This is a genomic window from Bacteroides oleiciplenus YIT 12058 (assembly GCF_000315485.1).
In the GTDB taxonomy this organism is placed as follows: domain Bacteria; phylum Bacteroidota; class Bacteroidia; order Bacteroidales; family Bacteroidaceae; genus Bacteroides; species Bacteroides oleiciplenus.
On sequence record NZ_JH992944.1, the window covers coordinates 63,581 to 83,437 of the forward strand.

The 19,857-nt window shown below is 48.4% G+C and carries 30 protein-coding genes; 20 read left to right on the forward strand and 10 right to left on the reverse strand.

Going from position 1 to position 19,857, the window contains the following annotated elements; genetic code table 11:
- Positions 1-93 precede the first annotated feature (93 nt).
- The 18 genes from HMPREF9447_RS19935 to HMPREF9447_RS28565 all read left to right on the forward strand — a co-directional run bounded on the left by HMPREF9447_RS19935 (position 94) and on the right by HMPREF9447_RS28565 (position 12,658).
- Positions 94-852 (forward strand): ParA family protein, encoded by a 759-nt coding sequence (locus HMPREF9447_RS19935; RefSeq protein WP_009131585.1) that lies wholly within the window; start codon positions 94-96, stop codon positions 850-852.
- Between the two features lie 3 nt (positions 853-855).
- Entirely contained in the window at positions 856-1,290 is a 435-nt protein-coding gene (locus tag HMPREF9447_RS19940) for a DUF3408 domain-containing protein (protein WP_009131586.1), read from the forward strand.
- A 19-nt stretch (positions 1,291-1,309) separates the two neighbouring features.
- Entirely contained in the window at positions 1,310-1,582 is a 273-nt protein-coding gene (locus HMPREF9447_RS19945; protein ID WP_009131587.1) for a DUF3408 domain-containing protein, read from the forward strand.
- 4 nt (positions 1,583-1,586) lie between these two features.
- Positions 1,587-2,285 (forward strand): hypothetical protein, encoded by a 699-nt coding sequence (locus HMPREF9447_RS19950; RefSeq protein WP_009131588.1) that lies wholly within the window; start codon positions 1,587-1,589, stop codon positions 2,283-2,285.
- Between the two features lie 139 nt (positions 2,286-2,424).
- Positions 2,425-2,724: a DUF4134 domain-containing protein gene (locus HMPREF9447_RS19955; protein ID WP_009131589.1), complete on the forward strand. Its 300-nt coding sequence runs from the start codon at positions 2,425-2,427 to the stop codon at positions 2,722-2,724.
- Positions 2,725-2,743: 19 nt separating this feature from the next.
- On the forward strand, positions 2,744-3,079 hold the full coding sequence (locus HMPREF9447_RS19960) for a DUF4133 domain-containing protein (RefSeq protein WP_009131590.1): 336 nt from the start codon (positions 2,744-2,746) through the stop codon (positions 3,077-3,079).
- A complete protein-coding gene (locus HMPREF9447_RS19965) occupies positions 3,076-5,580 on the forward strand; it encodes a TraG family conjugative transposon ATPase (RefSeq protein ID WP_009131591.1) in 2,505 nt (834 codons plus the stop codon). Before HMPREF9447_RS19960 ends, HMPREF9447_RS19965 begins: the two co-directional genes overlap by 4 nt.
- 29 nt (positions 5,581-5,609) lie before the next feature.
- Positions 5,610-5,996 carry a DUF3876 domain-containing protein gene (locus HMPREF9447_RS19970; RefSeq protein ID WP_009131592.1) on the forward strand — a complete coding sequence of 129 codons (387 nt, stop codon included), beginning with the start codon at positions 5,610-5,612 and terminating at the stop codon, positions 5,994-5,996.
- Positions 5,997-6,029: 33 nt separating this feature from the next.
- Positions 6,030-6,659 carry a DUF4141 domain-containing protein gene (locus HMPREF9447_RS19975; RefSeq protein WP_044138550.1) on the forward strand — a complete coding sequence of 210 codons (630 nt, stop codon included), beginning with the start codon at positions 6,030-6,032 and terminating at the stop codon, positions 6,657-6,659.
- Positions 6,660-6,677: 18 nt separating this feature from the next.
- Positions 6,678-7,727: a conjugative transposon protein TraJ gene (gene traJ, locus HMPREF9447_RS19980; RefSeq protein WP_044138551.1), complete on the forward strand. Its 1,050-nt coding sequence runs from the start codon at positions 6,678-6,680 to the stop codon at positions 7,725-7,727.
- 18 nt (positions 7,728-7,745) lie between these two features.
- Positions 7,746-8,369 carry a conjugative transposon protein TraK gene (traK, locus tag HMPREF9447_RS19985; protein ID WP_009131595.1) on the forward strand — a complete coding sequence of 208 codons (624 nt, stop codon included), beginning with the start codon at positions 7,746-7,748 and terminating at the stop codon, positions 8,367-8,369.
- Positions 8,370-8,371: 2 nt separating this feature from the next.
- Entirely contained in the window at positions 8,372-8,683 is a 312-nt protein-coding gene (locus HMPREF9447_RS19990; protein ID WP_009131596.1) for a TraL conjugative transposon family protein, read from the forward strand.
- Positions 8,634-9,974: a conjugative transposon protein TraM gene (gene traM / locus HMPREF9447_RS19995; RefSeq protein ID WP_009131597.1), complete on the forward strand. Its 1,341-nt coding sequence runs from the start codon at positions 8,634-8,636 to the stop codon at positions 9,972-9,974. The genes HMPREF9447_RS19990 and traM overlap by 50 nt, the downstream gene beginning before the upstream one ends.
- A gap of 45 nt (positions 9,975-10,019) precedes the next feature.
- The gene (traN, locus tag HMPREF9447_RS20000; protein ID WP_009131598.1) at positions 10,020-11,075 is read left to right on the forward strand and encodes a conjugative transposon protein TraN; all 1,056 of its coding nucleotides are present in this window, start codon (positions 10,020-10,022) and stop codon (positions 11,073-11,075) included.
- Between the two features lie 2 nt (positions 11,076-11,077).
- The gene (locus HMPREF9447_RS20005) at positions 11,078-11,656 is read left to right on the forward strand and encodes a conjugal transfer protein TraO (RefSeq protein ID WP_044138552.1); all 579 of its coding nucleotides are present in this window, start codon (positions 11,078-11,080) and stop codon (positions 11,654-11,656) included.
- Between the two features lie 28 nt (positions 11,657-11,684).
- Positions 11,685-12,137, forward strand: coding sequence for a DUF3872 domain-containing protein (locus HMPREF9447_RS20010; RefSeq protein ID WP_009131600.1), 453 nt, complete (start codon positions 11,685-11,687; stop codon positions 12,135-12,137).
- Positions 12,130-12,414, forward strand: coding sequence for a hypothetical protein (locus tag HMPREF9447_RS20015; RefSeq protein WP_044138492.1), 285 nt, complete (start codon positions 12,130-12,132; stop codon positions 12,412-12,414). Before HMPREF9447_RS20010 ends, HMPREF9447_RS20015 begins: the two co-directional genes overlap by 8 nt.
- Positions 12,415-12,427: 13 nt before the next feature.
- Positions 12,428-12,658, forward strand: a complete 231-nt coding sequence (locus HMPREF9447_RS28565) for a hypothetical protein (RefSeq protein ID WP_148374859.1) — start codon at positions 12,428-12,430, stop codon at positions 12,656-12,658.
- Positions 12,659-12,663: 5 nt separating this feature from the next.
- Here the strand turns inward: HMPREF9447_RS28565 and HMPREF9447_RS20025 are convergent, their stop codons facing one another.
- From HMPREF9447_RS20025 to HMPREF9447_RS20060, 8 genes are read right to left on the reverse strand one after another with little or no spacing between them, the layout of a single operon-like run.
- Positions 12,664-12,975, reverse strand: coding sequence for an LPD28 domain-containing protein (locus tag HMPREF9447_RS20025; protein ID WP_009131602.1), 312 nt, complete (start codon positions 12,973-12,975; stop codon positions 12,664-12,666).
- Between the two features lie 21 nt (positions 12,976-12,996).
- Complete coding sequence (locus tag HMPREF9447_RS20030) at positions 12,997-13,254, reverse strand: hypothetical protein (RefSeq protein WP_009131603.1); 258 nt, start codon at positions 13,252-13,254, stop codon at positions 12,997-12,999.
- A gap of 26 nt (positions 13,255-13,280) precedes the next feature.
- A complete protein-coding gene (locus HMPREF9447_RS20035) occupies positions 13,281-14,603 on the reverse strand; it encodes a PcfJ domain-containing protein (protein WP_009131604.1) in 1,323 nt (440 codons plus the stop codon).
- Between the two features lie 5 nt (positions 14,604-14,608).
- Positions 14,609-15,016, reverse strand: a complete 408-nt coding sequence (locus HMPREF9447_RS20040) for a PcfK-like family protein (RefSeq protein WP_009131605.1) — start codon at positions 15,014-15,016, stop codon at positions 14,609-14,611.
- Between the two features lie 4 nt (positions 15,017-15,020).
- Positions 15,021-15,278, reverse strand: a complete 258-nt coding sequence (locus HMPREF9447_RS20045; protein ID WP_044138555.1) for a DUF6926 domain-containing protein — start codon at positions 15,276-15,278, stop codon at positions 15,021-15,023.
- A 30-nt stretch (positions 15,279-15,308) separates the two neighbouring features.
- The gene (locus HMPREF9447_RS20050) at positions 15,309-15,527 is read right to left on the reverse strand and encodes a hypothetical protein (RefSeq protein ID WP_009131607.1); all 219 of its coding nucleotides are present in this window, start codon (positions 15,525-15,527) and stop codon (positions 15,309-15,311) included.
- Entirely contained in the window at positions 15,524-16,042 is a 519-nt protein-coding gene (locus HMPREF9447_RS20055) for an SLOG family protein (RefSeq protein WP_009131608.1), read from the reverse strand. The genes HMPREF9447_RS20050 and HMPREF9447_RS20055 overlap by 4 nt, the downstream gene beginning before the upstream one ends.
- Positions 16,043-16,054: 12 nt before the next feature.
- Positions 16,055-16,318: a hypothetical protein gene (locus HMPREF9447_RS20060; protein ID WP_009131609.1), complete on the reverse strand. Its 264-nt coding sequence runs from the start codon at positions 16,316-16,318 to the stop codon at positions 16,055-16,057.
- A gap of 247 nt (positions 16,319-16,565) precedes the next feature.
- On the opposite strand from HMPREF9447_RS20060, the gene HMPREF9447_RS28570 reads away from it, so the two are divergent.
- Complete coding sequence (locus HMPREF9447_RS28570; RefSeq protein WP_157225285.1) at positions 16,566-16,730, forward strand: hypothetical protein; 165 nt, start codon at positions 16,566-16,568, stop codon at positions 16,728-16,730.
- A gap of 364 nt (positions 16,731-17,094) precedes the next feature.
- Here HMPREF9447_RS28570 and HMPREF9447_RS20065 read toward each other — a convergent pair whose 3' ends face one another.
- Complete coding sequence (locus tag HMPREF9447_RS20065; protein WP_009131610.1) at positions 17,095-18,225, reverse strand: site-specific integrase; 1,131 nt, start codon at positions 18,223-18,225, stop codon at positions 17,095-17,097.
- Between the two features lie 349 nt (positions 18,226-18,574).
- On the opposite strand from HMPREF9447_RS20065, the gene HMPREF9447_RS20070 reads away from it, so the two are divergent.
- The gene (locus HMPREF9447_RS20070; protein WP_009131611.1) at positions 18,575-19,261 is read left to right on the forward strand and encodes a DUF5715 family protein; all 687 of its coding nucleotides are present in this window, start codon (positions 18,575-18,577) and stop codon (positions 19,259-19,261) included.
- A gap of 4 nt (positions 19,262-19,265) precedes the next feature.
- On the opposite strand, the gene HMPREF9447_RS20075 is transcribed toward HMPREF9447_RS20070, so the two are convergent.
- Positions 19,266-19,829 (reverse strand): YdeI/OmpD-associated family protein, encoded by a 564-nt coding sequence (locus HMPREF9447_RS20075; protein WP_009131612.1) that lies wholly within the window; start codon positions 19,827-19,829, stop codon positions 19,266-19,268.
- Between the last annotated feature and the right edge of the window lie 28 nt (positions 19,830-19,857).

The following is a 19,857-nucleotide window of genomic DNA, read 5'->3' on the forward strand; positions in this document are numbered from 1 at the left end:
GCTCTATCAGAGTATTGACCGATTGACCGGCTGGCATATTGATAAATGAATGATTTGATAAACTGATTGTATAACTAATTAAAAAGAAGAAGTATGAGTGAAACTTTATTTGTGGCTTTTTCCACCCAAAAGGGTGGAGCAGGCAAAACGACACTGACCGTATTGATGGCGAGCTATCTCCATTTTGTCAAGGGGCATAACGTAGCCGTGATTGATTGTGATTTTCCACAGTTCAGCATCAAGGACATGAGGGAAAGGGATTTGAGAAATATCGAACGCAATCCCTATCTTAAAAAGATTGCGTTCGAGCAGTTCAAGAAATTAAAGAAAAGGGCTTACCCTATATTGGCAAGCCGACCGGAAGAAGCCATTGATACGGCAAAACGTCTTCTTTCGGCGGAAACCCCACCGGACATCATTTTCTTTGACCTGCCCGGAACGATTAACAATGTGGGAGTTATCCAGACGATTGCTACAATGGATTATATTTTCTGTCCGATTGCTGCTGACCGGGTAGTCATGGAAAGCTCCCTGAAATTTGCAAGTATCTTGAATGACACGCTGATAAGTACGGGAAAATCCAATATCAAAGGATTGTACCTGCTTTGGAATATGGTGGACGGAAGGGAGAAAACGAACCTATACTCCATCTATGAAGCAATCGCCGGAGAGCTGGGGCTCGAAATAATGAAAACCTTTTTGCCTGACAGCAAGCGTTTCCGCAAGGAAGGTTCGGAAGACGAGGAAAAATCCTCTTTCCGTTCCACCGTGCTACCACCGGACCGGATACTCGCCAAAGGCAGCAATATCGACAAATTGGCGGAAGAAATGCTCACTCTGTTAAAACGATAACCTATGGCGAAAAATCTTGATGTAAACATAGATGCAGGTGATTTCCTCGATTCGTTCCGTCCCGAACTGCCTCCGCCTACCTCCCCAAAAGCTGGCATGAAGGGAGAAACGGAAACGGAGGAAAAGGAAAAGAAGGAAGATGTACTACCTAAAAATGAAAAGTCTGCGGATAACGGACAGGGCAAAAAAGAAGCGAAAAATCTGGAAATTGAATATCTGGAACTGTTCATCCGCAATGCGGCTACGGCTGCCCGTGACGGTAAGCTGACTTATGTACGCAAGGAATACCATGACCGGATAATGAAAATCATTCAGGTAATCGGAAAGAACGGGCTTTCTCTCGCCGGATACATAGACCATGTACTGACACAGCATTTTGAACAGTACGAGGAAGTGGTGAAGAAACTGTATAAGAAGAATTATGAAGACGTATTTTAATCCATAAAAAAACAAGAGTATGAAAACAAGTAAGAAAGAAGAGTTTATAAGAAAATTCATGAAAGTTCCTGCCGCAAAAACGGGAGAAAAGAAACAGGTTTACATAAGTGAAGAGAACTATGAGTGCCTCACACTGATTGCCCAAAAACTTAGCAAGAATAAATTTGATTTGAGTGGGTATTTGGATAATATTTTGGCTGACCACATCACCCGTTATGGAAAAACGGCAATAGAACTGAATAGAGAAAGAATAAGGGAAGAAATGATTGAAAATTCATTAAAAAAGTCTTGAAGCTATGACAACCGTACTTGTATGCCTGCTGGTACTCTATAACGCATGGCTCGTGACCTACCTGTTATGGGAGAAACGGCAGGGAGCGGAACGTCCCGAAGCGGACGAGCCGCAACCGCAAGGAAGAACCGCAGACCCGACGGATGTTGTCGGCAGGAGCCTTTTCAGGATGACGGAGAAAGTGCCAACACCTGCCACTTCTGTGCCACAAGCTGCCACTTATGGAGAAAGCGAGGAAGTTGAGGAAGAGGATGTTACTTTTGCCGACGAAACGGACGGAACACCGCCGGAGCAGATACCGGACGACCAACTGGACGATGCCTTTTCCGACCTCCGCATTACCGACGTGCCCGTGGAATATGACGGGGACGGACCGAAAAAGGATGCTACGGTGGGTTACGCTTCGGGAGCTACCTTTGAGGAAATCGACAAGGCGGTACGCACAGCGAAAAATCCGTCGGCAAGTGAGGAAGAACAGCGCAACGCCGGAAAGGTGTTCAGTCAAATGGAAGGCAACGAACTTTTCGACAGGCTGACGAACATGTCTTCCATCGGTAGTAAGATAACGGGGTTGATGGACCTCTACCTGAATAAACCTGTTATTCCAAAGGGGGGGAGAAAGGAAGTCAGGCAGGTCCAGCCCCAACCCATACCCGTGATGCCCGACACCGTGGAGGGCTTCAACATACGGGATTTTGTATAACGGTTAAAAAAGTAATGAACGATGAAGAAAATTGATTACGGTTAGCGGCAAGTGCGACACCACTGAATCCACAAGTAAAAAAGTATCAAACCCGCCGTGAGGACTATCCACCCTCACGGCAACAAAAAAAGAACGATTTATGACAAAGAAACATTTCCTTTCCGCAGCCGCCCTTCTGCTGGCTGCATCTTCCGCCTTTGCACAGGGCAACGGCATGGCTGGTATCACCGAGGCGACCGGCATGGTGACTTCGTATTTCGAGCCCGCCACGAAATTAATTTACGCCATCGGCGCGGTCGTGGGGTTGATTGGCGGGGTAAAAGTTTACGGTAAATTTTCATCCGGCGACCCCGACACGTCCAAAACTGCCGCCTCGTGGTTCGGAGCCTGTATCTTCCTGATTGTAGCCGCCACCATCCTGCGCTCCTTCTTCCTATAATATATAATGTATAGGAATTATGGCAGAATACCCTATCAACAAAGGGATCGGGGCGTCGGTTGAGTTCAAGGGACTGAAAGCGCAATACCTCTTCATCTTTGCGGGAGGTCTGCTGCTTCTCTTCGTCCTTTTTGTCATCATGTACATGGTTGGTATCAACCAATGGTTCTGCATCGGCTTCGGAGTGACCTGTGCCTCCGTGCTGGTCTGGCAGACCTTCCGGCTGAACGCCCTCTACGGCGAACACGGGCTTATGAAGCTCGGAGCCGTCAGGAGCCATCCGCGATACCTTATCAACCGCCGCCGCATCTCTCGGCTGTTCAAACTTAAAAGAAGAAAGGAAGAGAAACAATGAGAAATATACTGAAAGCCACCACGCTGGAAAACAAGTTCCCGCTGCTTGCCGTCGAGGACGGCTGCATCCTCTCGAAAAACGCTGATATAACAGCCTGCTTTGAAGTGGTGCTGCCCGAACTGTACACGGTGACTGCCGAAGAATACGAGGCGGTACACGCTGCCTGGTGCAAGGCGGTGAAAGTTCTGCCGGACTTCAGCGTGCTGCACAAGCAGGACTGGTTCATGCGTGAAAGCTACAAGCCGGAGCTTGGAAAGGAGGACATGAGTTTCCTTTCCCGTTCATTCGAGCGCCATTTCAACGAACGCCCGTACCTTGCCCATACCTGCTATTTGTTCCTGACGAAAACCACGAGAGAACAGAGCCGCAGGCAGAGCAATTTCAGCACGCTGTGCCGGGGGCATATCATCCCCAAAGAGATAGACAAGGAAAGTGCGGCACGCTTTATCGAAGCGACGGAGCAGTTCGAGCGTATCCTGAACGACAGCGGCTTTATCCGCCTGCGCCGCCTGCCTACCGATGAAATCATAGGGACGGAGGAATGTGCCGGAATAATTGAGAAATACTTCTCGCTCTCGCAGGAGCATACCGCCTGTTTGCAGGACCTGGCTTTTTCGGCGGATGAAATGCGCATCGGTGACAACATGCTGTGCCTGCATACGCTTTCCGACACGGAAGACCTGCCGGTGAGCGTGGCGACCGACACGCGCTACGAACGACTTTCCACCGACCGTTCGGACTGCCGCCTTTCCTTCGCCTCTCCCGTTGGGTTGCTGCTGGACTGCAACCATGTCTATAACCAATACCTGTTTATAGACAACAGCGACGAGAACCTGCAAAAGTTCGAGAAGTCCGCCCGTAACATGCAGTCGCTCTCACGCTACTCGCGCAGCAACGCCATCAATCAGGAGTGGATAGACGAGTATCTGAACGAGGCGCACTCCAACGGGTTGGTTTCCGTGAGGGCGCATTTCAATGTAATGGCATGGAGCGACAACGCGGAAGAGTTGAAGCACATAAAGAACGATGTAGGCTCCCAACTCGCCAAAATGGAATGTATGCCTCGCCACAACACGATAGACTGCCCGACCTTGTTCTGGGCGGCTATTCCGGGCAACGCCGGGGATTTTCCGGGTGAGGAGAGCTTCTACACGTTCATTGAGCAAGCCGTCTGCCTCTTTACGGAGGAAACCAACTACCGCAGCTCATTGTCCCCGTTCGGCATCAAGATGGTGGACCGGCTCACCGGACGACCGCTGCATCTGGATATTTCCGACCTGCCGATGAAAAGAGGCATCACCACCAACCGAAATAAATTCGTGCTGGGACCTTCGGGCAGCGGCAAGTCCTTCTTTATGAACCATCTTGTGAGGCAGTATTACGAGCAAGGCACGCACGTGGTGCTCGTGGACACGGGTAATTCGTATCAGGGGCTTTGCGAGATGATACACCGCAAAACAAACGGGCAGGACGGAATTTATTTCACTTATACGGAAGAGAAGCCCATCAGTTTCAACCCATTTTTCACCGACGACTATAAGTTCGACGTGGAAAAGAAGGACAGCATCAAGACCCTGTTACTCACCCTCTGGAAAAGCGAGAACGAGGAAGTGTCAAAAACGGAGTCGGGAGAATTGGGCAGCGCGGTGTCGGCTTATATCCGCCGGATACAGGATGACCGCAGCATCGTGCCGTGCTTCAACACCTTCTACGAATACATGAGGGACGTGTACCGCAAGGAACTGGAGGAAAGGGAGATAAAAGTCGGTAAAGACGACTTCAACATCGACAACTTCCTCATCACACTGCGGCAATACTACGAGGGTGGGCGGTATGACTTCCTGCTGAACTCCCGCGAGAACATCGACCTGCTTTCCAAACGGTTCATCGTCTTCGAGATTGATGCTGTGAAGGAAAACAAGGAACTTTTCCCGGTAGTGACCATCATCATCATGGAGGCGTTCATCAATAAGATGCGAAGGCTGAAAGGTGTCAGGAAACAACTGATTGTGGAAGAGGCTTGGAAGGCTCTCTCTTCGGCGAATATGGCTGAATATCTGCGGTATATGTACAAGACCGTTCGTAAATATTTCGGTGAAGCCATCGTCGTGACGCAGGAGGTGGACGACATCATTTCCAGTCCGGTGGTAAAAGAGAGTATCATCAACAACTCGGACTGCAAGATACTGCTCGACCAGCGGAAGTACATGAACAAGTTCGACCAGATACAAGCGTTGCTCGGACTGACAGACAAGGAAAAGTCGCAGGTACTCTCCATCAACATGGCAAACCATCCGAACCGGCTATATAAAGAGGTGTGGATCGGTTTGGGCGGTATGCAGTCCGCCGTGTATGCCACAGAGGTTAGTGCCGAGGAATACCTCGCGTACACGACCGAAGAGACGGAAAAGGTGGAAGTGTACCGGCTTGCCGAAAAGCTGGGCGGCGACATTGAGGCGGCTATCAGGCAGCTTGCCGAAAAACGGAGGAATGAAAAATAACAGAGTGATTAACTAAAAGAAAAAGAAAGATGAATTTCAACAGACGACAACTGCTGCTTATGGGCAGCTACCTGATAGGACTTGCCGGTGTCATGCTGCAAGCCTGCACCGAGATAAAAGGGACAGACCGCGACAAGCTCTGCGGAAATTGGGAAAGCGTGGAAGGCAAACCCGACGTGCTGATATACCGCGAGGGCGGAGCCTACAAGGTGACGGTATTCAGGAAAGCGGGCAAACCGCGCAGGCTCAAACCCCGGACCTATCTATTGCAGGAAGAGGACGGCAACCTGTTTATCCATACGGGTTTCCGCATAGACGTTTCCTACAATGAGGCGGCGGACGTGCTGACCTTCTCCCCGAACGGCGACTATGTACGCGCGGCGGAAAACGGCACGGGCAGAAAGAAACAGAAATAAGAACAATTCCACTAAATCCACAAGAAAATGAGAATGAGAACAAGAATTATCTGGCTTTTCAGCCTGTGCCTGCTGCTGGCGGGCAGGGCAAACGCCCAATGGGTGGTGAGCGACCCCGGCAACCTGGCACAAGGGATTATCAACGCCACGAAGAACATCGTGCATACCTCGAAGACGGCTTCCAACATGGTGAGCAATTTTCAGGAAACGGTAAAGATTTACGAGCAGGGTAAAAAATATTACGACGCGCTCAAATCAGTGAGCAATCTGGTGAAGGATGCCCGGAAGGTGCAGCAGACCATCCTGATGGTAGGCGACATCACGGACATCTACGTGAACAGTTTCCAGAAGATGCTGCATGACGAAAATTTCACGCCCGAAGAGTTGTCCGCCATCGCCTTCGGCTACACGAAGCTGCTGGAAGAGAGCAACGGGGTATTGACCGACCTGAAAAACGTGGTGAACATCACCACGCTCTCCATGACGGACAAGGACCGCATGGACGTGGTGGACCGGTGCTACAACTCCATGCGCAACTACCGCAGCCTTGTGAGCTACTACACCAACAAGAACATCTCGGTGTCGTACCTGCGTGCGAAGAAGAAACAGGATACGGAAAGGGTGCTCTCCCTTTACGGCAGTGCAAACGAAAGATACTGGTAACCCATGATGCTGATGACGATTGAATTTGATAACCTGCACGCGCTTCTGCGTGACCTTTACACGGATATGATGCCGTTGTGTGGAGATATGGCAGGTGTGGCGAAAGGCATCGCGGGACTGGGTGCGCTGTTCTATGTGGCACTCCGGGTATGGCAGTCGCTCGCCCGTGCCGAGCCGATAGACGTGTACCCGATGCTGCGCCCCTTCGTGATAGGTTTCTGCATCCTCTTCTTCCCGACCGTCGTACTGGGTACGCTCAACGGGGTGTTAAGCCCCATCGTGCAGGGTACGGCAAAGATGCAGGAGGGGCAGACAATGGACATGAACAAGTATCGCGAACAAAAAGACAAGCTGGAATACGAGTCCAAGATGCGCAACCCCGAAACGGCTTATCTGGTGTCGCAGGAAGAGTTCGACAAGCAGTTGGAGGAATTGGGCTGGGGACCGGAAGATATGTGGACCATGACGGGCATGTACCTCGACCGGAAGATGTACGAGGTGAAGAAATGGGTGCGCGACCTCATGCGTGAAGCGTTGGAACTGATGTTCGCCGCCGCCTCCCTGCTGATTGACACGCTGCGCACGTTCTTTCTGATAGTGCTCTCGATACTCGGACCGATAGTTTTCGCGCTTTCGGTATGGGACGGCTTCCAAAGCACGCTCTCGCAGTGGTTCAGCCGTTACATACAGATTTACCTGTGGCTTCCCGTATCGGATTTGTTCAGCAGCATGCTTGCCCGCATACAGGTGTTGATGCTGCAAAAGGACATCGAGGCGATGCAGAACAACCCCGACTTCTCGCTCGATTCGGGGGACGGGGTTTACATCGTGTTCATGATCATCGGTATTCTCGGCTACTTCACTATCCCGACCGTAGCGGGCTGGATTGTACAAGCAGGAGGCGGTGCGGGTAATTACAGCCGTCATGTGAATACAGCCGGGGCGTTGGCGGGCGGTATCGCCGGAGCCGCCGCCGGAAACGTGGGGGGACGTATCGGACGCGGTGCTGCCTCCGCCGGACGCTTCGCCAAGAAACAAGCGGGCAAAATATTCAGGAGGAATAAATAACGGTATAAAAAATAATGTATGGAATTTAAGTCATTAAAAAATATTGAAACGTCGTTCAGGCAGATACGCCTGTTCGGGATAATTTTCCTCGCGTTGTGTGCCGTGGTCGTGGTTTACTCGCTATGGAGTTCCTACACCTTTGCGGAGAAACAACGGGAAAAGATTTATGTGCTGGACGGCGGCAAGTCGTTGATGCTCGCCCTTTCGCAGGACCTCTCACAGAACCGTCCGGCGGAGGCACGCGAGCACGTGCGCCGCTTTCATGAACTGTTCTTCACCTTGTCGCCCGAAAAGAGCGCGATTGAGCACAACGTGAAAAGGGCGTTGCTGCTGGCGGACAAGAGTGCCTACAACTACTATTCGGATTTTGCGGAGAAGGGTTACTACAACCGCCTGATTGCCGGGAACATCAATCAGGTGTTGCAGGTGGACAGTGTGGTATGCGACTTCGACGGCTATCCCTACAAGGTGAACACGTATGCCCGGCAGATGATTATCCGTTCGAGCAACGTCACCCAAAGAAGCCTCGTCACCACCTGCCGCCTGCTGAACGCGAGCCGCTCGGACGACAACCCGAACGGGTTCACCATCGAAGGCTTCACGATATTGGAGAACAAGGATTTACAAACATTAAAACGATGAGTATGATAAACAAGCTATCAGACAAGGCGGACGAATGGCTGCGCCGTATATGCGGACGGCTCACGCCGGGGAAACGGCTGGCGGTCATTCTGACGATGCTCCTTACATTCAGTTTCCTTTCCATTTATATGACCGTGAGTTCCATCTACAACATGGGCAGGCGGGATGCGGAAAAGGAGATGATAGAGATAGAACATATCCGGGACATCAACTTGCGCAGGGAGCGCAAGGACAGTATCAACAACCTTTTAAAACAGTATGATTATGGGACAGAACAGAAATCCGACCTCCTCCCCGAAGGAGGCAAAGCCTAAGAAGCCGCTGACCGAACAGCAACGGCAGAGGCGCAAGAAAATGCTCGTCTATCCGCTTATGGGAGTGCTTTTCATCGGCTCGATGTGGCTGATATTCGCCCCGTCCTCCGAAGATAAGGAAAAGGATATGCAGGGGCAGAGTTTTAACACCGAAATGCCGTCGCCTGACGGCGGCGGTATTATCGGTGACAAACAGAAAGCCTACGAGCAGGCTCGTCTGGAAGAGAAACGGACGGAGCGCAACCATGAGATGCAGAGCCTCGCCTCACTCTTCAACGGCAATGCGGAAGAGGAAACGGAGGCGGATGCCGGAAACTACGACTTGGCACAGCCGGGGACAGACATAGGCACGGGCGGAAACCGACCGTCCGCGATAAAATCCTCCGCCACGGCTTACCACGACATCAACCGCACGCTGGGAAACTTCTACGAGCAACCCAAAGAGGACAGCGAGAAAGAAGAACTCCGCCGGCGTGTCGAGGAGCTGGAAGCGCAGGCGGCGGCAGGCAAGGATGCCGCACCGGGCATTGACGACCAGATGGCTCTGTTGGAAAGGTCGTACCAGCTTGCCGCCCAATATATGCCCGCAGGCGGAAAGAAGCCGACAGAAGAGGATGGCAGCCGGGCACGTGCGGAAAAGAAACGGAACGGCAACCTTGTGAACGGGAAGGCGACCGTGGAGGCGGTGTCGCAAGTGGAGCATGAAGTCGTGACGGCTCTTGCGCAGCCGATGAGCAACGCGGAATTTGTGGCGGCGTGTTCGGGTGAACGCAACTACGATTTCCATACTGCCGTCGGTACGGCTTCGACCGTTGAAAAGAATACCATTTCGGCGTGCGTGCATGGCAACCAGACTATCATCGACGGGCAGACGGTACGCCTCAGGCTATTGGAAGCGATGGAGGTGGCGGACATGGTCATCCCGCGCAATGCGGTGGTAGCCGGTGCCGCCCGGATACAGGGTGAACGGCTCGGCATTGAAATCACCTCGCTGGAATACGGCGGCACGATAGTGCCGGTTGAATTGTCGGTGTTTGACAGCGACGGGCAGGAAGGCATCTTCATCCCGAACTCGATGGAGGTGAGCGCCGCCAAAGAGGTAGCCGCCAACATGGGCAGTTCGCTGGGAAGCAGCATCAATATCTCGACCGATGCCGGGGCACAACTCGCCTCCGATTTGGGAAAAGGGGTGATACAGGGGGCGAGCCAGTACATAGCCAAGAAAATGCGCACCGTCAAGGTACATCTGAAAGCAGGTTACAAGGTCATGCTGTACCAACCGGAAAACTAAGTTGAAAACCAATTTTTATTATTTACCACTAAATCCACAGTTAAAATGAAAAAGTATTTTGTAATGATGTTCGCCCTTATCATGGGCGCAGGTGCGGCAAACGCACAGGAAGTGAAAACAGATGAGAACGGGAAACAGGAAATCCGGGTGTCGGAAGTGAAAGTTTCGGAAGGGGAAGTTTCGGATGCACAGGTCCCGGAGGACGCAAAGGAACTGACCTTGCGGAAAGACGTGTACCCGCAGCAGGAAGAGGACGGGGATTTATACCACGGGCTCAGCCGCAAGCTGACCTTTGACCGGATGATACCACCTCATGGCTTGGAAGTGACGTATGACAAGACGGTACATATCATTTTTCCGAGTATGGTGCGCTATGTGGATTTGGGTTCGCCCAATCTGATTGCCGGGAAAGCGGACGGGGCTGAAAACGTGATCCGTGTCAAGGCTACGGTGAAGAATTTCCGTCAGGAAACGAACATGAGCGTGATTACCGAAGACGGTGCGTTCTATACGTTCAACGTGAAATATGCCGACGAGCCGCTGCTCTTGAACGTGGAGATGTGTGACTTCATCCACGACGGCGAGGCGGTGAACCGTCCGAACAACGCGATGGAAATATACCTGAAGGAGCTGGGCAGCGAAAGCCCGATGCTCGTCCATCTGATAATGAAGTCCATCCACAAGCAGGACAAGCGTGAGGTGAAGCATATCGGCTGCAAGCGTTTCGGCATCCAGTACCTTTTGAAAGGTATCTACACACATAACGGCTTGCTGTATTTCCATACGCAGATAAAGAACAGTTCCAACGTGCCGTTTGACGTGGACTTTATCACGTTCAAAATCGTGGACAAGAAGGTCGCCAAGCGTACCGCCATTCAGGAACAGGTCATTTTTCCGCTGCGTGCGTACAACTATGCCACCCGCATTGCCGGAAAGAAAAACGAGTGTACGGTGTTCACGATGGACAAGTTCACCATTCCCGATGACAAACAACTCGTGGTGGAACTGAACGAGAAGAACGGGGGCAGACATCAGTCATTCGTGATTGAGAATGAAGACCTCGTGCGTGCGAAAGTGATTGACGAACTGAAAGTACAATGACCATGAAGAAGTCCATTATTATTCTAAGCGTGTTGCTTGCCCTGATTGCAGGGCGGGCACACGCCCAACGCTGCCTCCCCAAGATGAGGGGCGTTGAACTCCGTACAGGCATGGCGGACGGATTTTACTCGCACGCCAACCGTGCGGAAACGGGCTATTATTTCGGGGCGGCTCTCGCCACGTACACCAAAGGCGGAAACAAATGGGTGTTCGGCGGTGAATACCTGCTGCGCAACCATCCTTATAAGGACATCCGCATCCCCACGGCACAGTTCACGGTGGAGGGCGGCTACCATTATAATTTCCTTTCGGACGCACGAAAAATATTCTTCCTGTATATCGGAGGCTCGGCGTTGGCAGGCTATGAAACGGTAAACTGGGGCGAAAAGGTACTGTTCGACGGTTCACGGCTGACGGGAAAGGACGCTTTCGTGTATGGTGGCGCTCTTACGCTGGATTTGGAAGTCTATGTAGCCGACGGGGTGGCGTTGCTGGCAAATGTGCGTGAAAGATGCTTGTGGGGCGGTTCATCGGAACGGCTGCATTTCCAGTTCGGAGCAGGACTAAAAATTATTCTTTAACTGATTATCAATTAAAAACAGAGAAACAATGAAAAAGATACTATCCAATATACTTGTATGCGGCTATGTGTTAGCCGCCCTCTTTTGCTGTGTGGCTTGTGATAATGACTTGGACGTTCAGCAGTCTTATCCGTTCACGGTGGAAATGATGCCGGTTCCCAACAAGGTAGCCAAAGGGCAAACGGTAGAGATACGCTGCGAATTGAAAAAGGAAGGCGACTATGCAAATGCCGTCTATACCATCCGTTACTTCCAGTTCGAGGGAGCAGGCAGCCTGAAAACGGAGAACGGCATCGTGTTCCAACCCAATGATCGTTATCTGCTGGAAAACGAGAAATTCCGTTTGTACTATACCTCCGCCAGCGATGAGGCACAGAATTTCATCGTGGTGGTAGAGGATAATTTCGGGAAGTCCTTTGAACTGGAATTTAACCTGAACAATGACAATAAGGAGGATGAGAAAGGGGGTGCGGATGAATAAAGTGTTCATAGAAGTTGCGGGCAACACGCTTGAAACCAAATTGGAAGCCGTGCCGCAGGTGGGCGATGAACTCATATTTTCAGTGGATTTGCTTACGCCTGCCGCACAGTCCTATCTGACAAACCCGCTGTTTGCCGCCCTCGCTCCGGAGATTCCGCCACTGGTCAGCGCATTGGAATACTATACGGGGCGTGTGTATCTGGTAACAGGGAGAACATGGAGGTATGAGAAAAAAGACACACAGTGCCATCTTTCCCTGAAAGGGTTGAAGCGGTAAAAGATTGCATTATATGATAGAGGCTTCACCGGACAAACCGGTGGAGCCTTTGCTGTTCTTATGCAGATATGGAAATGCCGTTTCACCAACCAATAATAACGGCAAAAAAACAACCTCCGAAAATTCGGAGGTTTCTTCAAGGGCTTTTTGGCTACTTTTGTGCCGCCTTAGCTCACCGTCAAAAGTAGCCGCCGGGCGGCTTTCCACCGCCCGTTTCTTTCATTCTGTTTTCTTCATTACTTAAAATTTTCATGTCAAAAACTCATTGAGTTCTATGCTGCCTATAAAATTGTAATCTTCTATCGGAGTATAATCACTGTCAGTCATAGGTATTTCATGCTTGACTATCACTGTTCCTGTATGATTAACCAAGACGTTTAATTCAATCGTATCAAAATCTTTGGTTTCTCCTGCCCGTATATCGTAAGCGAACAAGCCTTCGGGTAATGTACTTCGATTTACACGGTAATCTGTGAATATAGCCGGGATAGCCTTCTGATTATGAATATCCAGCTCAATAAGCTGGAAATCGTCTATTTCATTGATATTTTTCGGACTCATACTTGTATCGTTTTAGGATTGTTAAAAATGTACAGACAACAGCCTGTTGGCTAAAATCATGTCGGGGTTGCTCGTATAGCGTTGGTGCATATAGAAATGGTGCGAGCCGTAACCGTAAGCAAAGAACTTGTCAAGTTCGTTTGTTTCTGCAAACTTTCTGATACTTTCTCTCAATTCGTCCTCGTTCCTTGCCAATGTAATGATGTTGATAAGGATAAGGAGCATTTCGGGGATTTTATCATCCCACATACAAAGCATTGTTTCAAATCTTACTTCCATGATGTTTTATTGTTTTAGGGTTTATATTATGCGCTCATCCGTTGTCGGACAAGTCCGATATTTTTTCTTACAAGACTGATTATCCGATTGTGATACTTCGTGTCTTGGTTGCACTCGCCACGGGACTGGACGATTTGAAATGTCTCCAATGATATTTCTATCGTTTCTATCCGTTCATCCCCGATACGTGCGGAGAAAATGAGGGAATCCTTTCTTTTGAAATAATCGTTCGTGAATACACAATGGCGCATTGCTTTTCCTTCCTCGTAGAACTCCTGTACGCTTTGAAGAACTTGGATGCGGAGTACTCCGTCAGAGAAAACAAGGTCGAAAAACTTAGCTTTCATTTCGGCATACAGGCGTTCGTTTTCCTGCATCCGTTCCAGTTTCCTGCGTTCACTCTCCTGCCTGTCGATTTCCCGTCTGCGTTCCCGTTCCCTGTCTTCCTTTTCCCGTTGCCTGTTCCGCATGGCGACAAGGCGGTCGTGTTCGGCTTTCAAGTCGGCAGGACAAACGTATTTTGCGTTCTGCGTGTCCTTGTGGAAGTGTTTCAGCAGGTCGATATAGTCGCACCATAAAGTTGCATCCTTGATGATGTAGCCGTTACGGATGCAGATTTTTACAGCGTTCCAAAGATTTCCCATTCTGTGGGGGTAGTGGATGAAATGAGGTAAAACCGCATATTGTCCTGCTTTAAGCAGCGTTTCCGCTTTGCTGTCCGTCAGAAGTGACCGAAAGAATTTGACGGGGCTGGCATTGTGAAATTTCCCCTTAAATCCGTTGCGCTTGAATATCGGCAGTACACGTACACGGGGGTAATTGTCGCAATCGGAGATAATATTGTAGATGTCGTGGTGCGGTCTTATCTCCATACCACTACCGAAATACCATAAATCTGCATAACAACCTATTCCTCTTAACAGAGCCATTGTTGTTATTTTACCGTCGGGCATTATCCACCGTTGTGCGACTTCCTGATAAAAATAAGTTGATGCGCTGCCTTTCTTGCTTGTGGATTTAATCATCACGATACGCACAACTTGAAAACCTTGGCAGGTAGTCACGACACAGAAGTAATAACACTGGTTGAATGTCCTCTTACGGGTATCACTGACCTTTAGTTCTGCTCCGCAATGCGGACACTTGCATCCGCATAAGGTATCTGCAAGCGTGGTTCCGCTCTTCCATGTATGCCCACAATCTCCACAAGTGAGGGTGTTCTTTGCCGTACGGTAGGCTATATGCTCAAAACAATGTTTGTATGCCCATGTTACCTGTTTTTCCGTGATAGGTTTAAGTCTCTTGCTTAATGCCGCAATCTTTCTTTGCTGTGCGTTCTTCGGTTTCATAATCGTCAGAATATAAGTGTCATTTGTCCGTTATTGCTCTCTTTCTTAGTGTTTAGCTTGCGCTGTGCCATCCGGGTATAGGTTTCATTCTGTACCCGTTGGATGGCTTGCTTGCGTGCTTCGTCCTTTTCTTCGGTGGTAAGTTCCACGGTATGGTTTACCGTTACTCTTGCGTTGATAGGCTTGCCTATTTCGATGTTGTCCTCGTCATAGTAATGAACCGCCATCGAATAGACCTCCCCGTCGGTAAGACCGTTGCAACCGCTTTTCTGTACTTCGTTCAAAATATAGGTACAACAATCGTTGATGTTTTTATTTGGCTTTTTATAGGTCACGGCAAACAGTTCATCTTCCATTGCCCGTTGTGCCAAATATGCCTGTATCGTTCTTTTAAAATGGGGTGTTGCGTCCATGATGTCAAATTTTAGAGGGGTTGTCATTCGTGAAAATTATATTGCAGTCCTCCACATCGGCAGGTAAACCGAAAAGGGGGCAATGCAAGAAATAAGGCTGTGCATTTCCTTCCCCGTCCGTAATGGGTGAAACGGTTTGCACCTGCCAATCATTGAGCCAATTATCTATCATTCGGATTTCTCCGTCCGTCAGTCCCGTTGCATCACCGTTGATGATGTAACACAGGCTCCATGTGGGTATCTTTTCCATGCTTGTATTCATTTCCATAGTGAATGTAATTTTAAAAGGTTGTTAAATGGTTGTCTGAATTATCGCCATGAGGTATTGCGGATTTACTTCGCTGAAACAGTATGAGATAAACTCTTTCCGTGCTTCTGTACACAACTCCTTGTAAAGTTCCCGTAACTGGTTGATATTGCCGTTCAGATAGGTTTCTACCATGTATTCGTAGATGTTCCCGACTTCGTAATATCTGCATTGCTGTGCTACTGTCTTGCTGTATCGTTTCATAAGGCTGACTTTGTGAATAGGTTGATAATTGTTTTATTAGCTTGCTGCGCTTTCTTGATGGTGTAGAAAGTCCCTCCTTTGAATATGCCATCGTGATAGGCTACCACTGTATCGGCTTTATTGATTAGATAGTCGTTCCTGCGGTGGAAACAACCTCTGAAATAGTATTCGGAAAGTACGATTATTTCGTCCGCTTGACCGAGCAATGTCCGATACTGTATCTTATCCAACGGTTCATATCTTGCCGATTGGTTACGGAACGGAACAACGGCTATCAAACGGATGTCGTTGTATTTCCATCTGCAAGCGATTACTGCGGATGCTGCCAACAGGTCGAAGCCTTCCGCCATGCCGTTATAAAAAGTCCTGCATCCCTGTTTATACAATGTTTCCACCTGCTCTATGATAGCAAGTTGTACTTGTCCGAGAATACACGGATTGTTGCCACTTTCTTGTAGGATGCGCTCTTTCCTGTGTCCTGTGAACGCTACTGAATGGATGTTGTCTGCTGTCATAAACGTATTGTATTAAAGGGTGAGTAACCAAATGATTAAACCGAAGAAGGCAGCCACCGAAGCCAAAGCGATGATACAGCCGACTGCAAGCTGAATGATGCCACCTGCGATGTTTGCCACCAGCGAGAGGACGAAATAACCTGCCCAAAGGATAACGCCCACCGCCATTTTCACAACTGCCATCCCTATCCGAGCCGCCATTTCCAATAATTTATGCGGGAATAGATTCGCAGCAACGATATTGTTTCTAAATGTATTTTCTTTTCTTGCTTTCATAATCACGACTTTTTTTTTATGCGTTAATGAGTTGTTGCAACTGACTTGTTTCGTGGGCTTCTTCAAGGCAGAGAGTTTTACAGAACCAAATTTTTTGGGCAGAATACTACCCGACGAAGGAGGTGTGGAGATTGTGACATAAAAAATTTGGTACGCCCGTAAAACCCTGCCTTATCTTTGCCCGCGCAACAAGTTGGTTGCTTGCAGACAACTTTTTAACTTCAAGCATAAAACGGAGTGATGGCAAATGAAAGCAGGAAGAGAAATCACAAAAACAAGATTGGTGCAAGCTATTCCCGTAAATCAAAATAGCTTGCTATTCCCCAAAAGAATAAAAAGAAGGTGCGCTGGAACAAAAGCGGCTTTCGTAAAAAGAATTTTTCAAAAACAGCAAAAGGGTATTGTCCCCTGAAAGGTTTTCATCGTAAAACTCCGTAGGATATTGGGGTGGGTGGACAATCATAAAAGCTACCACTCGCATAGCCGTATAAAAGAAGTGTCCCGTCTGTCAATGTGATGCTTGCATCTGCTTGCAGACGGGATATTTCTTTAGACTATGCCATAGGCTGAAAATGGTTATTGGAACTTGTGGAGATAATGGTTTTCAGCCGAAAGCACGGGCTTTTATACCACTGAATGGGTTGGGGAAAAAGAAAAATGATAGAAAAACAGTCGCTGGAATTTGGCTTATATTTGTTTTTATGCTACTTTTGTAGTCATATAAACGTTCTTTGTGATTGTGCAAAATGAAGCAAATGGAAGCCACTCGCTCGTTTCTAAATCGTTACCTGTTGGCTGATAAATCTTTGTAACTTGTTCATTTTAAGATAGTAAGAATATTCATTGTGTCTCGCAGTATGGAAGGTGACTTCCTTGTTGATTTTGCAAACGGCGGCTATCTTTTTAAGGTAGTCGTTGCAAGTGCCGTTGCCCGGCATGGGAAACACGTAATCATCTTCCGCAAGCCCCTTGTAGCGTTCGATCAGTTCTTTGGCAATCTCCATCAGGGGGACGTTGCTCGATACTTTGGTCTTTGTCCTGCGGGTGATAATCCATTCTTCGCCGTCGAAGTCCATGCGCTGTATCTTGTCATGGGTGAGTGTCTTTATATCAATGTAGCTAAGCCCGGTGAAGCACCCGAAGAGAAACATATCACGGACAAGGTTTGTCTGCTTATCCACAAACACGGTATTGGCAATCAGTTTCAGTTCTTCTTCCGTGAGGTAGCCCCGGTCGGTTTCCTGCATTTCGAGGCTGTACTCGCTGAACGGATCGGTGCGGATAATTCCCCTGCGCCAAGCCTTGTCGGTAAGGCTGAGTATGGGCATGGTGTAAATCCAGAGGGTGTTTGCGCTCAATCCCTTTTCATTACGCAGGTAGCTGTCGAAATCGTCTATGAAGTCTTTCGTCAGTTCCTTGTAAGCCATATCGGTACGCTTCCTCTTCTCCCACATGAAGGCTTCGAGGTGCTTGTAAACGGTCAGGTACTTGTTATAGGTGGACTTCGCACGGAGTTTCTTCTCCACCATTTCGCCAAACTCCCTGTTCATGGTCTGGAAGTCTTTAAGGATGCAGTTCTCCATCACGCCGATGCCTAAAAAGGCGTTGCGCACCTTCTCGGAAGTGACAAAATCGTCCGCCCGGAGTATCTGGTAGTAGTGGTTGTTGATGCGGGCTTTGATCTCTTCCAACTGCGGGTTGATCTCCAAGGCTTCGGCGGACTTGCCGCTTACTTTTCCGGCTTCGGCGTTCCACAAGGAAGGGGTGACGAACAGCTTTGCGCTGAACGTGGCAATATCGCCGTCAATGGTGATACGTGCCATTACAGGGGCTTTTCCGTCACTTACTCTCGCTGCTGTTCTCTTCACGTAGAACAGGACTTTAAAGGTGCTTCTCTTTGTTTTCATAACTCTAATTATTCGTTTGTAAAGGTAATTACTTTCCCGTTACCACGAGTTATGAAGAATTACGCAAAATAGTGAAACAGAACTTGTTACCGTTGTAGTAGGGTGTCATGGATTAGGTAATGACTTAGTACCTGAACTATGGCTTAACCCTACTTTTCGGGGCTTTTTTTGCCTATGGCTGTTTCTTTCCGCTTTGCTACTAAGATGCTGACCTGCTTATTTTTAAGCTAAACTTTGCTTTTCTTTGCGACTGTTCCCGATTTTTCTGCAAAAAAACGATAGTATATAGACAAGAACTCTCTTTTCTTTTTTATACTTTTGTGCCCACATAAAAACAATTCCAAACAATATGCAACAAGTATACAGTAAACTTCCGCTCTTATTTTTAGCAATAATCATCACCAGCACTTCCCTTGCCGGATGCAAAAAGAAAGATATGTCCCTCAAACTAAACGAGCCGCGAAACATCAAAGGGGTAATCAGTTACAGACGGACCTTCGGCGACTTGAATGAAGCGCATCTGAATGTTGCACAAGCCATAGGCATTGCCCCCATCGCTTCGCGCAAGGATGCAGAAAGCATGAAAGAGAAATTGCATCATATAGAGACAAACGATTTATATAAGGTGGATTCTCTCACGCACTCCATCCCTTATCTGATTCCGAGTGCAGCACAATTGCTCGATACCATCGGCAGCAATTTCCTAGATTCGCTCACAGCAAAGGGACTGAATCCGAATAAAGTTATCGTGACTTCTGTACTTCGCACCCAGGATGATGTAAAACGCCTGCGCCGCCGTAACGGAAATGCCTCTGCAAACTCTGCACACTTCTACGGAACCACGTTCGATGTAAGCTGGAAGCGCTTTCAGACAATAGAAGATGAAGATGGACGCCCCTTGCAGGATGTCAGTGCGGATACTCTGAAACTGGTTCTCTCGGAAGTGCTGCGCGACCTGCGAAAAGCTGAGAAATGCTACATCAAGTACGAGTTAAAACAAGGATGCTTCCACATTACGACGAGAGGAAAGGGATAAAGGATTAATAGTATTTTTCAATACCACCAAATCCTGTTATTATTCTATTGTCTTTCGTTTTATTGATAAAGTTGTTTAATCGTTTTTCAAATTCTTCCGGTCGTTTCCTTGCTGCTTCAATATATGCAATTCGGATACGCTTATATGCATCAGAGAAAAGTTGATAATTTTTCCATGTGATCTTATCTTCCTTCAATCTGTCAATTATATCATCGGGGAAAACAAAAGGAACAGACAAAACATTTCGTATTTTATCCTCAAACTTAGGGTGTATCATTTTATTGTCCAGTAACCACTTAAGTCTTTCTTTATTGGCCTGCGAGTATGTACTTTTAGGATTTCTGGGCGTGAAATGCTGAATTTTATGTTCTTTATCAAGCGCCTTTATTGTACTGTCAATCCACTCGAAGCAAAGGGCTTCTTCAACAGCATCGTTGTAGGTAATACTTTTTTCGCCCGAAGACTTACTGGGAAATACAAACCAGACATCACTGGCAGTCTCAAAGTTGTCAGTCAACCACTTTCGCCAATCTTCCCTATTTTCAAAATATCTTATTTCTGTTGACATAACAACTCCTCCAACATAACCATTTTAC

Bases quoted from the DNA above. Each gene is read 5' to 3' on its own strand.
- HMPREF9447_RS19935 (WP_009131585.1), top strand. From the start codon at position 94: ATGAGTGAAACTTTATTTGTGGCTTTTTCCACCCAAAAGGGTGGAGCA.
- HMPREF9447_RS19940 (WP_009131586.1), top strand. From the start codon at position 856: ATGGCGAAAAATCTTGATGTAAACATAGATGCAGGTGATTTCCTCGAT.
- HMPREF9447_RS19945 (WP_009131587.1), top strand. From the start codon at position 1,310: ATGAAAACAAGTAAGAAAGAAGAGTTTATAAGAAAATTCATGAAAGTT.
- HMPREF9447_RS19950 (WP_009131588.1), top strand. From the start codon at position 1,587: ATGACAACCGTACTTGTATGCCTGCTGGTACTCTATAACGCATGGCTC.
- HMPREF9447_RS19955 (WP_009131589.1), top strand. From the start codon at position 2,425: ATGACAAAGAAACATTTCCTTTCCGCAGCCGCCCTTCTGCTGGCTGCA.
- HMPREF9447_RS19960 (WP_009131590.1), top strand. From the start codon at position 2,744: ATGGCAGAATACCCTATCAACAAAGGGATCGGGGCGTCGGTTGAGTTC.
- HMPREF9447_RS19965 (WP_009131591.1), top strand. From the start codon at position 3,076: ATGAGAAATATACTGAAAGCCACCACGCTGGAAAACAAGTTCCCGCTG.
- HMPREF9447_RS19970 (WP_009131592.1), top strand. From the start codon at position 5,610: ATGAATTTCAACAGACGACAACTGCTGCTTATGGGCAGCTACCTGATA.
- HMPREF9447_RS19975 (WP_044138550.1), top strand. From the start codon at position 6,030: ATGAGAACAAGAATTATCTGGCTTTTCAGCCTGTGCCTGCTGCTGGCG.
- traK (WP_009131595.1), top strand. From the start codon at position 7,746: ATGGAATTTAAGTCATTAAAAAATATTGAAACGTCGTTCAGGCAGATA.
- HMPREF9447_RS19990 (WP_009131596.1), top strand. From the start codon at position 8,372: ATGATAAACAAGCTATCAGACAAGGCGGACGAATGGCTGCGCCGTATA.
- traM (WP_009131597.1), top strand. From the start codon at position 8,634: ATGGGACAGAACAGAAATCCGACCTCCTCCCCGAAGGAGGCAAAGCCT.
- traN (WP_009131598.1), top strand. From the start codon at position 10,020: ATGAAAAAGTATTTTGTAATGATGTTCGCCCTTATCATGGGCGCAGGT.
- HMPREF9447_RS20005 (WP_044138552.1), top strand. From the start codon at position 11,078: ATGAAGAAGTCCATTATTATTCTAAGCGTGTTGCTTGCCCTGATTGCA.
- HMPREF9447_RS20010 (WP_009131600.1), top strand. From the start codon at position 11,685: ATGAAAAAGATACTATCCAATATACTTGTATGCGGCTATGTGTTAGCC.
- HMPREF9447_RS20015 (WP_044138492.1), top strand. From the start codon at position 12,130: ATGAATAAAGTGTTCATAGAAGTTGCGGGCAACACGCTTGAAACCAAA.
- HMPREF9447_RS28565 (WP_148374859.1), top strand. From the start codon at position 12,428: ATGATAGAGGCTTCACCGGACAAACCGGTGGAGCCTTTGCTGTTCTTA.
- HMPREF9447_RS20025 (WP_009131602.1), bottom strand. From the start codon at position 12,975: ATGAGTCCGAAAAATATCAATGAAATAGACGATTTCCAGCTTATTGAG.
- HMPREF9447_RS20030 (WP_009131603.1), bottom strand. From the start codon at position 13,254: ATGGAAGTAAGATTTGAAACAATGCTTTGTATGTGGGATGATAAAATC.
- HMPREF9447_RS20035 (WP_009131604.1), bottom strand. From the start codon at position 14,603: ATGAAACCGAAGAACGCACAGCAAAGAAAGATTGCGGCATTAAGCAAG.
- HMPREF9447_RS20040 (WP_009131605.1), bottom strand. From the start codon at position 15,016: ATGGACGCAACACCCCATTTTAAAAGAACGATACAGGCATATTTGGCA.
- HMPREF9447_RS20045 (WP_044138555.1), bottom strand. From the start codon at position 15,278: ATGAATACAAGCATGGAAAAGATACCCACATGGAGCCTGTGTTACATC.
- HMPREF9447_RS20050 (WP_009131607.1), bottom strand. From the start codon at position 15,527: ATGAAACGATACAGCAAGACAGTAGCACAGCAATGCAGATATTACGAA.
- HMPREF9447_RS20055 (WP_009131608.1), bottom strand. From the start codon at position 16,042: ATGACAGCAGACAACATCCATTCAGTAGCGTTCACAGGACACAGGAAA.
- HMPREF9447_RS20060 (WP_009131609.1), bottom strand. From the start codon at position 16,318: ATGAAAGCAAGAAAAGAAAATACATTTAGAAACAATATCGTTGCTGCG.
- HMPREF9447_RS28570 (WP_157225285.1), top strand. From the start codon at position 16,566: ATGAAAGCAGGAAGAGAAATCACAAAAACAAGATTGGTGCAAGCTATT.
- HMPREF9447_RS20065 (WP_009131610.1), bottom strand. From the start codon at position 18,225: ATGAAAACAAAGAGAAGCACCTTTAAAGTCCTGTTCTACGTGAAGAGA.
- HMPREF9447_RS20070 (WP_009131611.1), top strand. From the start codon at position 18,575: ATGCAACAAGTATACAGTAAACTTCCGCTCTTATTTTTAGCAATAATC.
- HMPREF9447_RS20075 (WP_009131612.1), bottom strand. From the start codon at position 19,829: ATGTCAACAGAAATAAGATATTTTGAAAATAGGGAAGATTGGCGAAAG.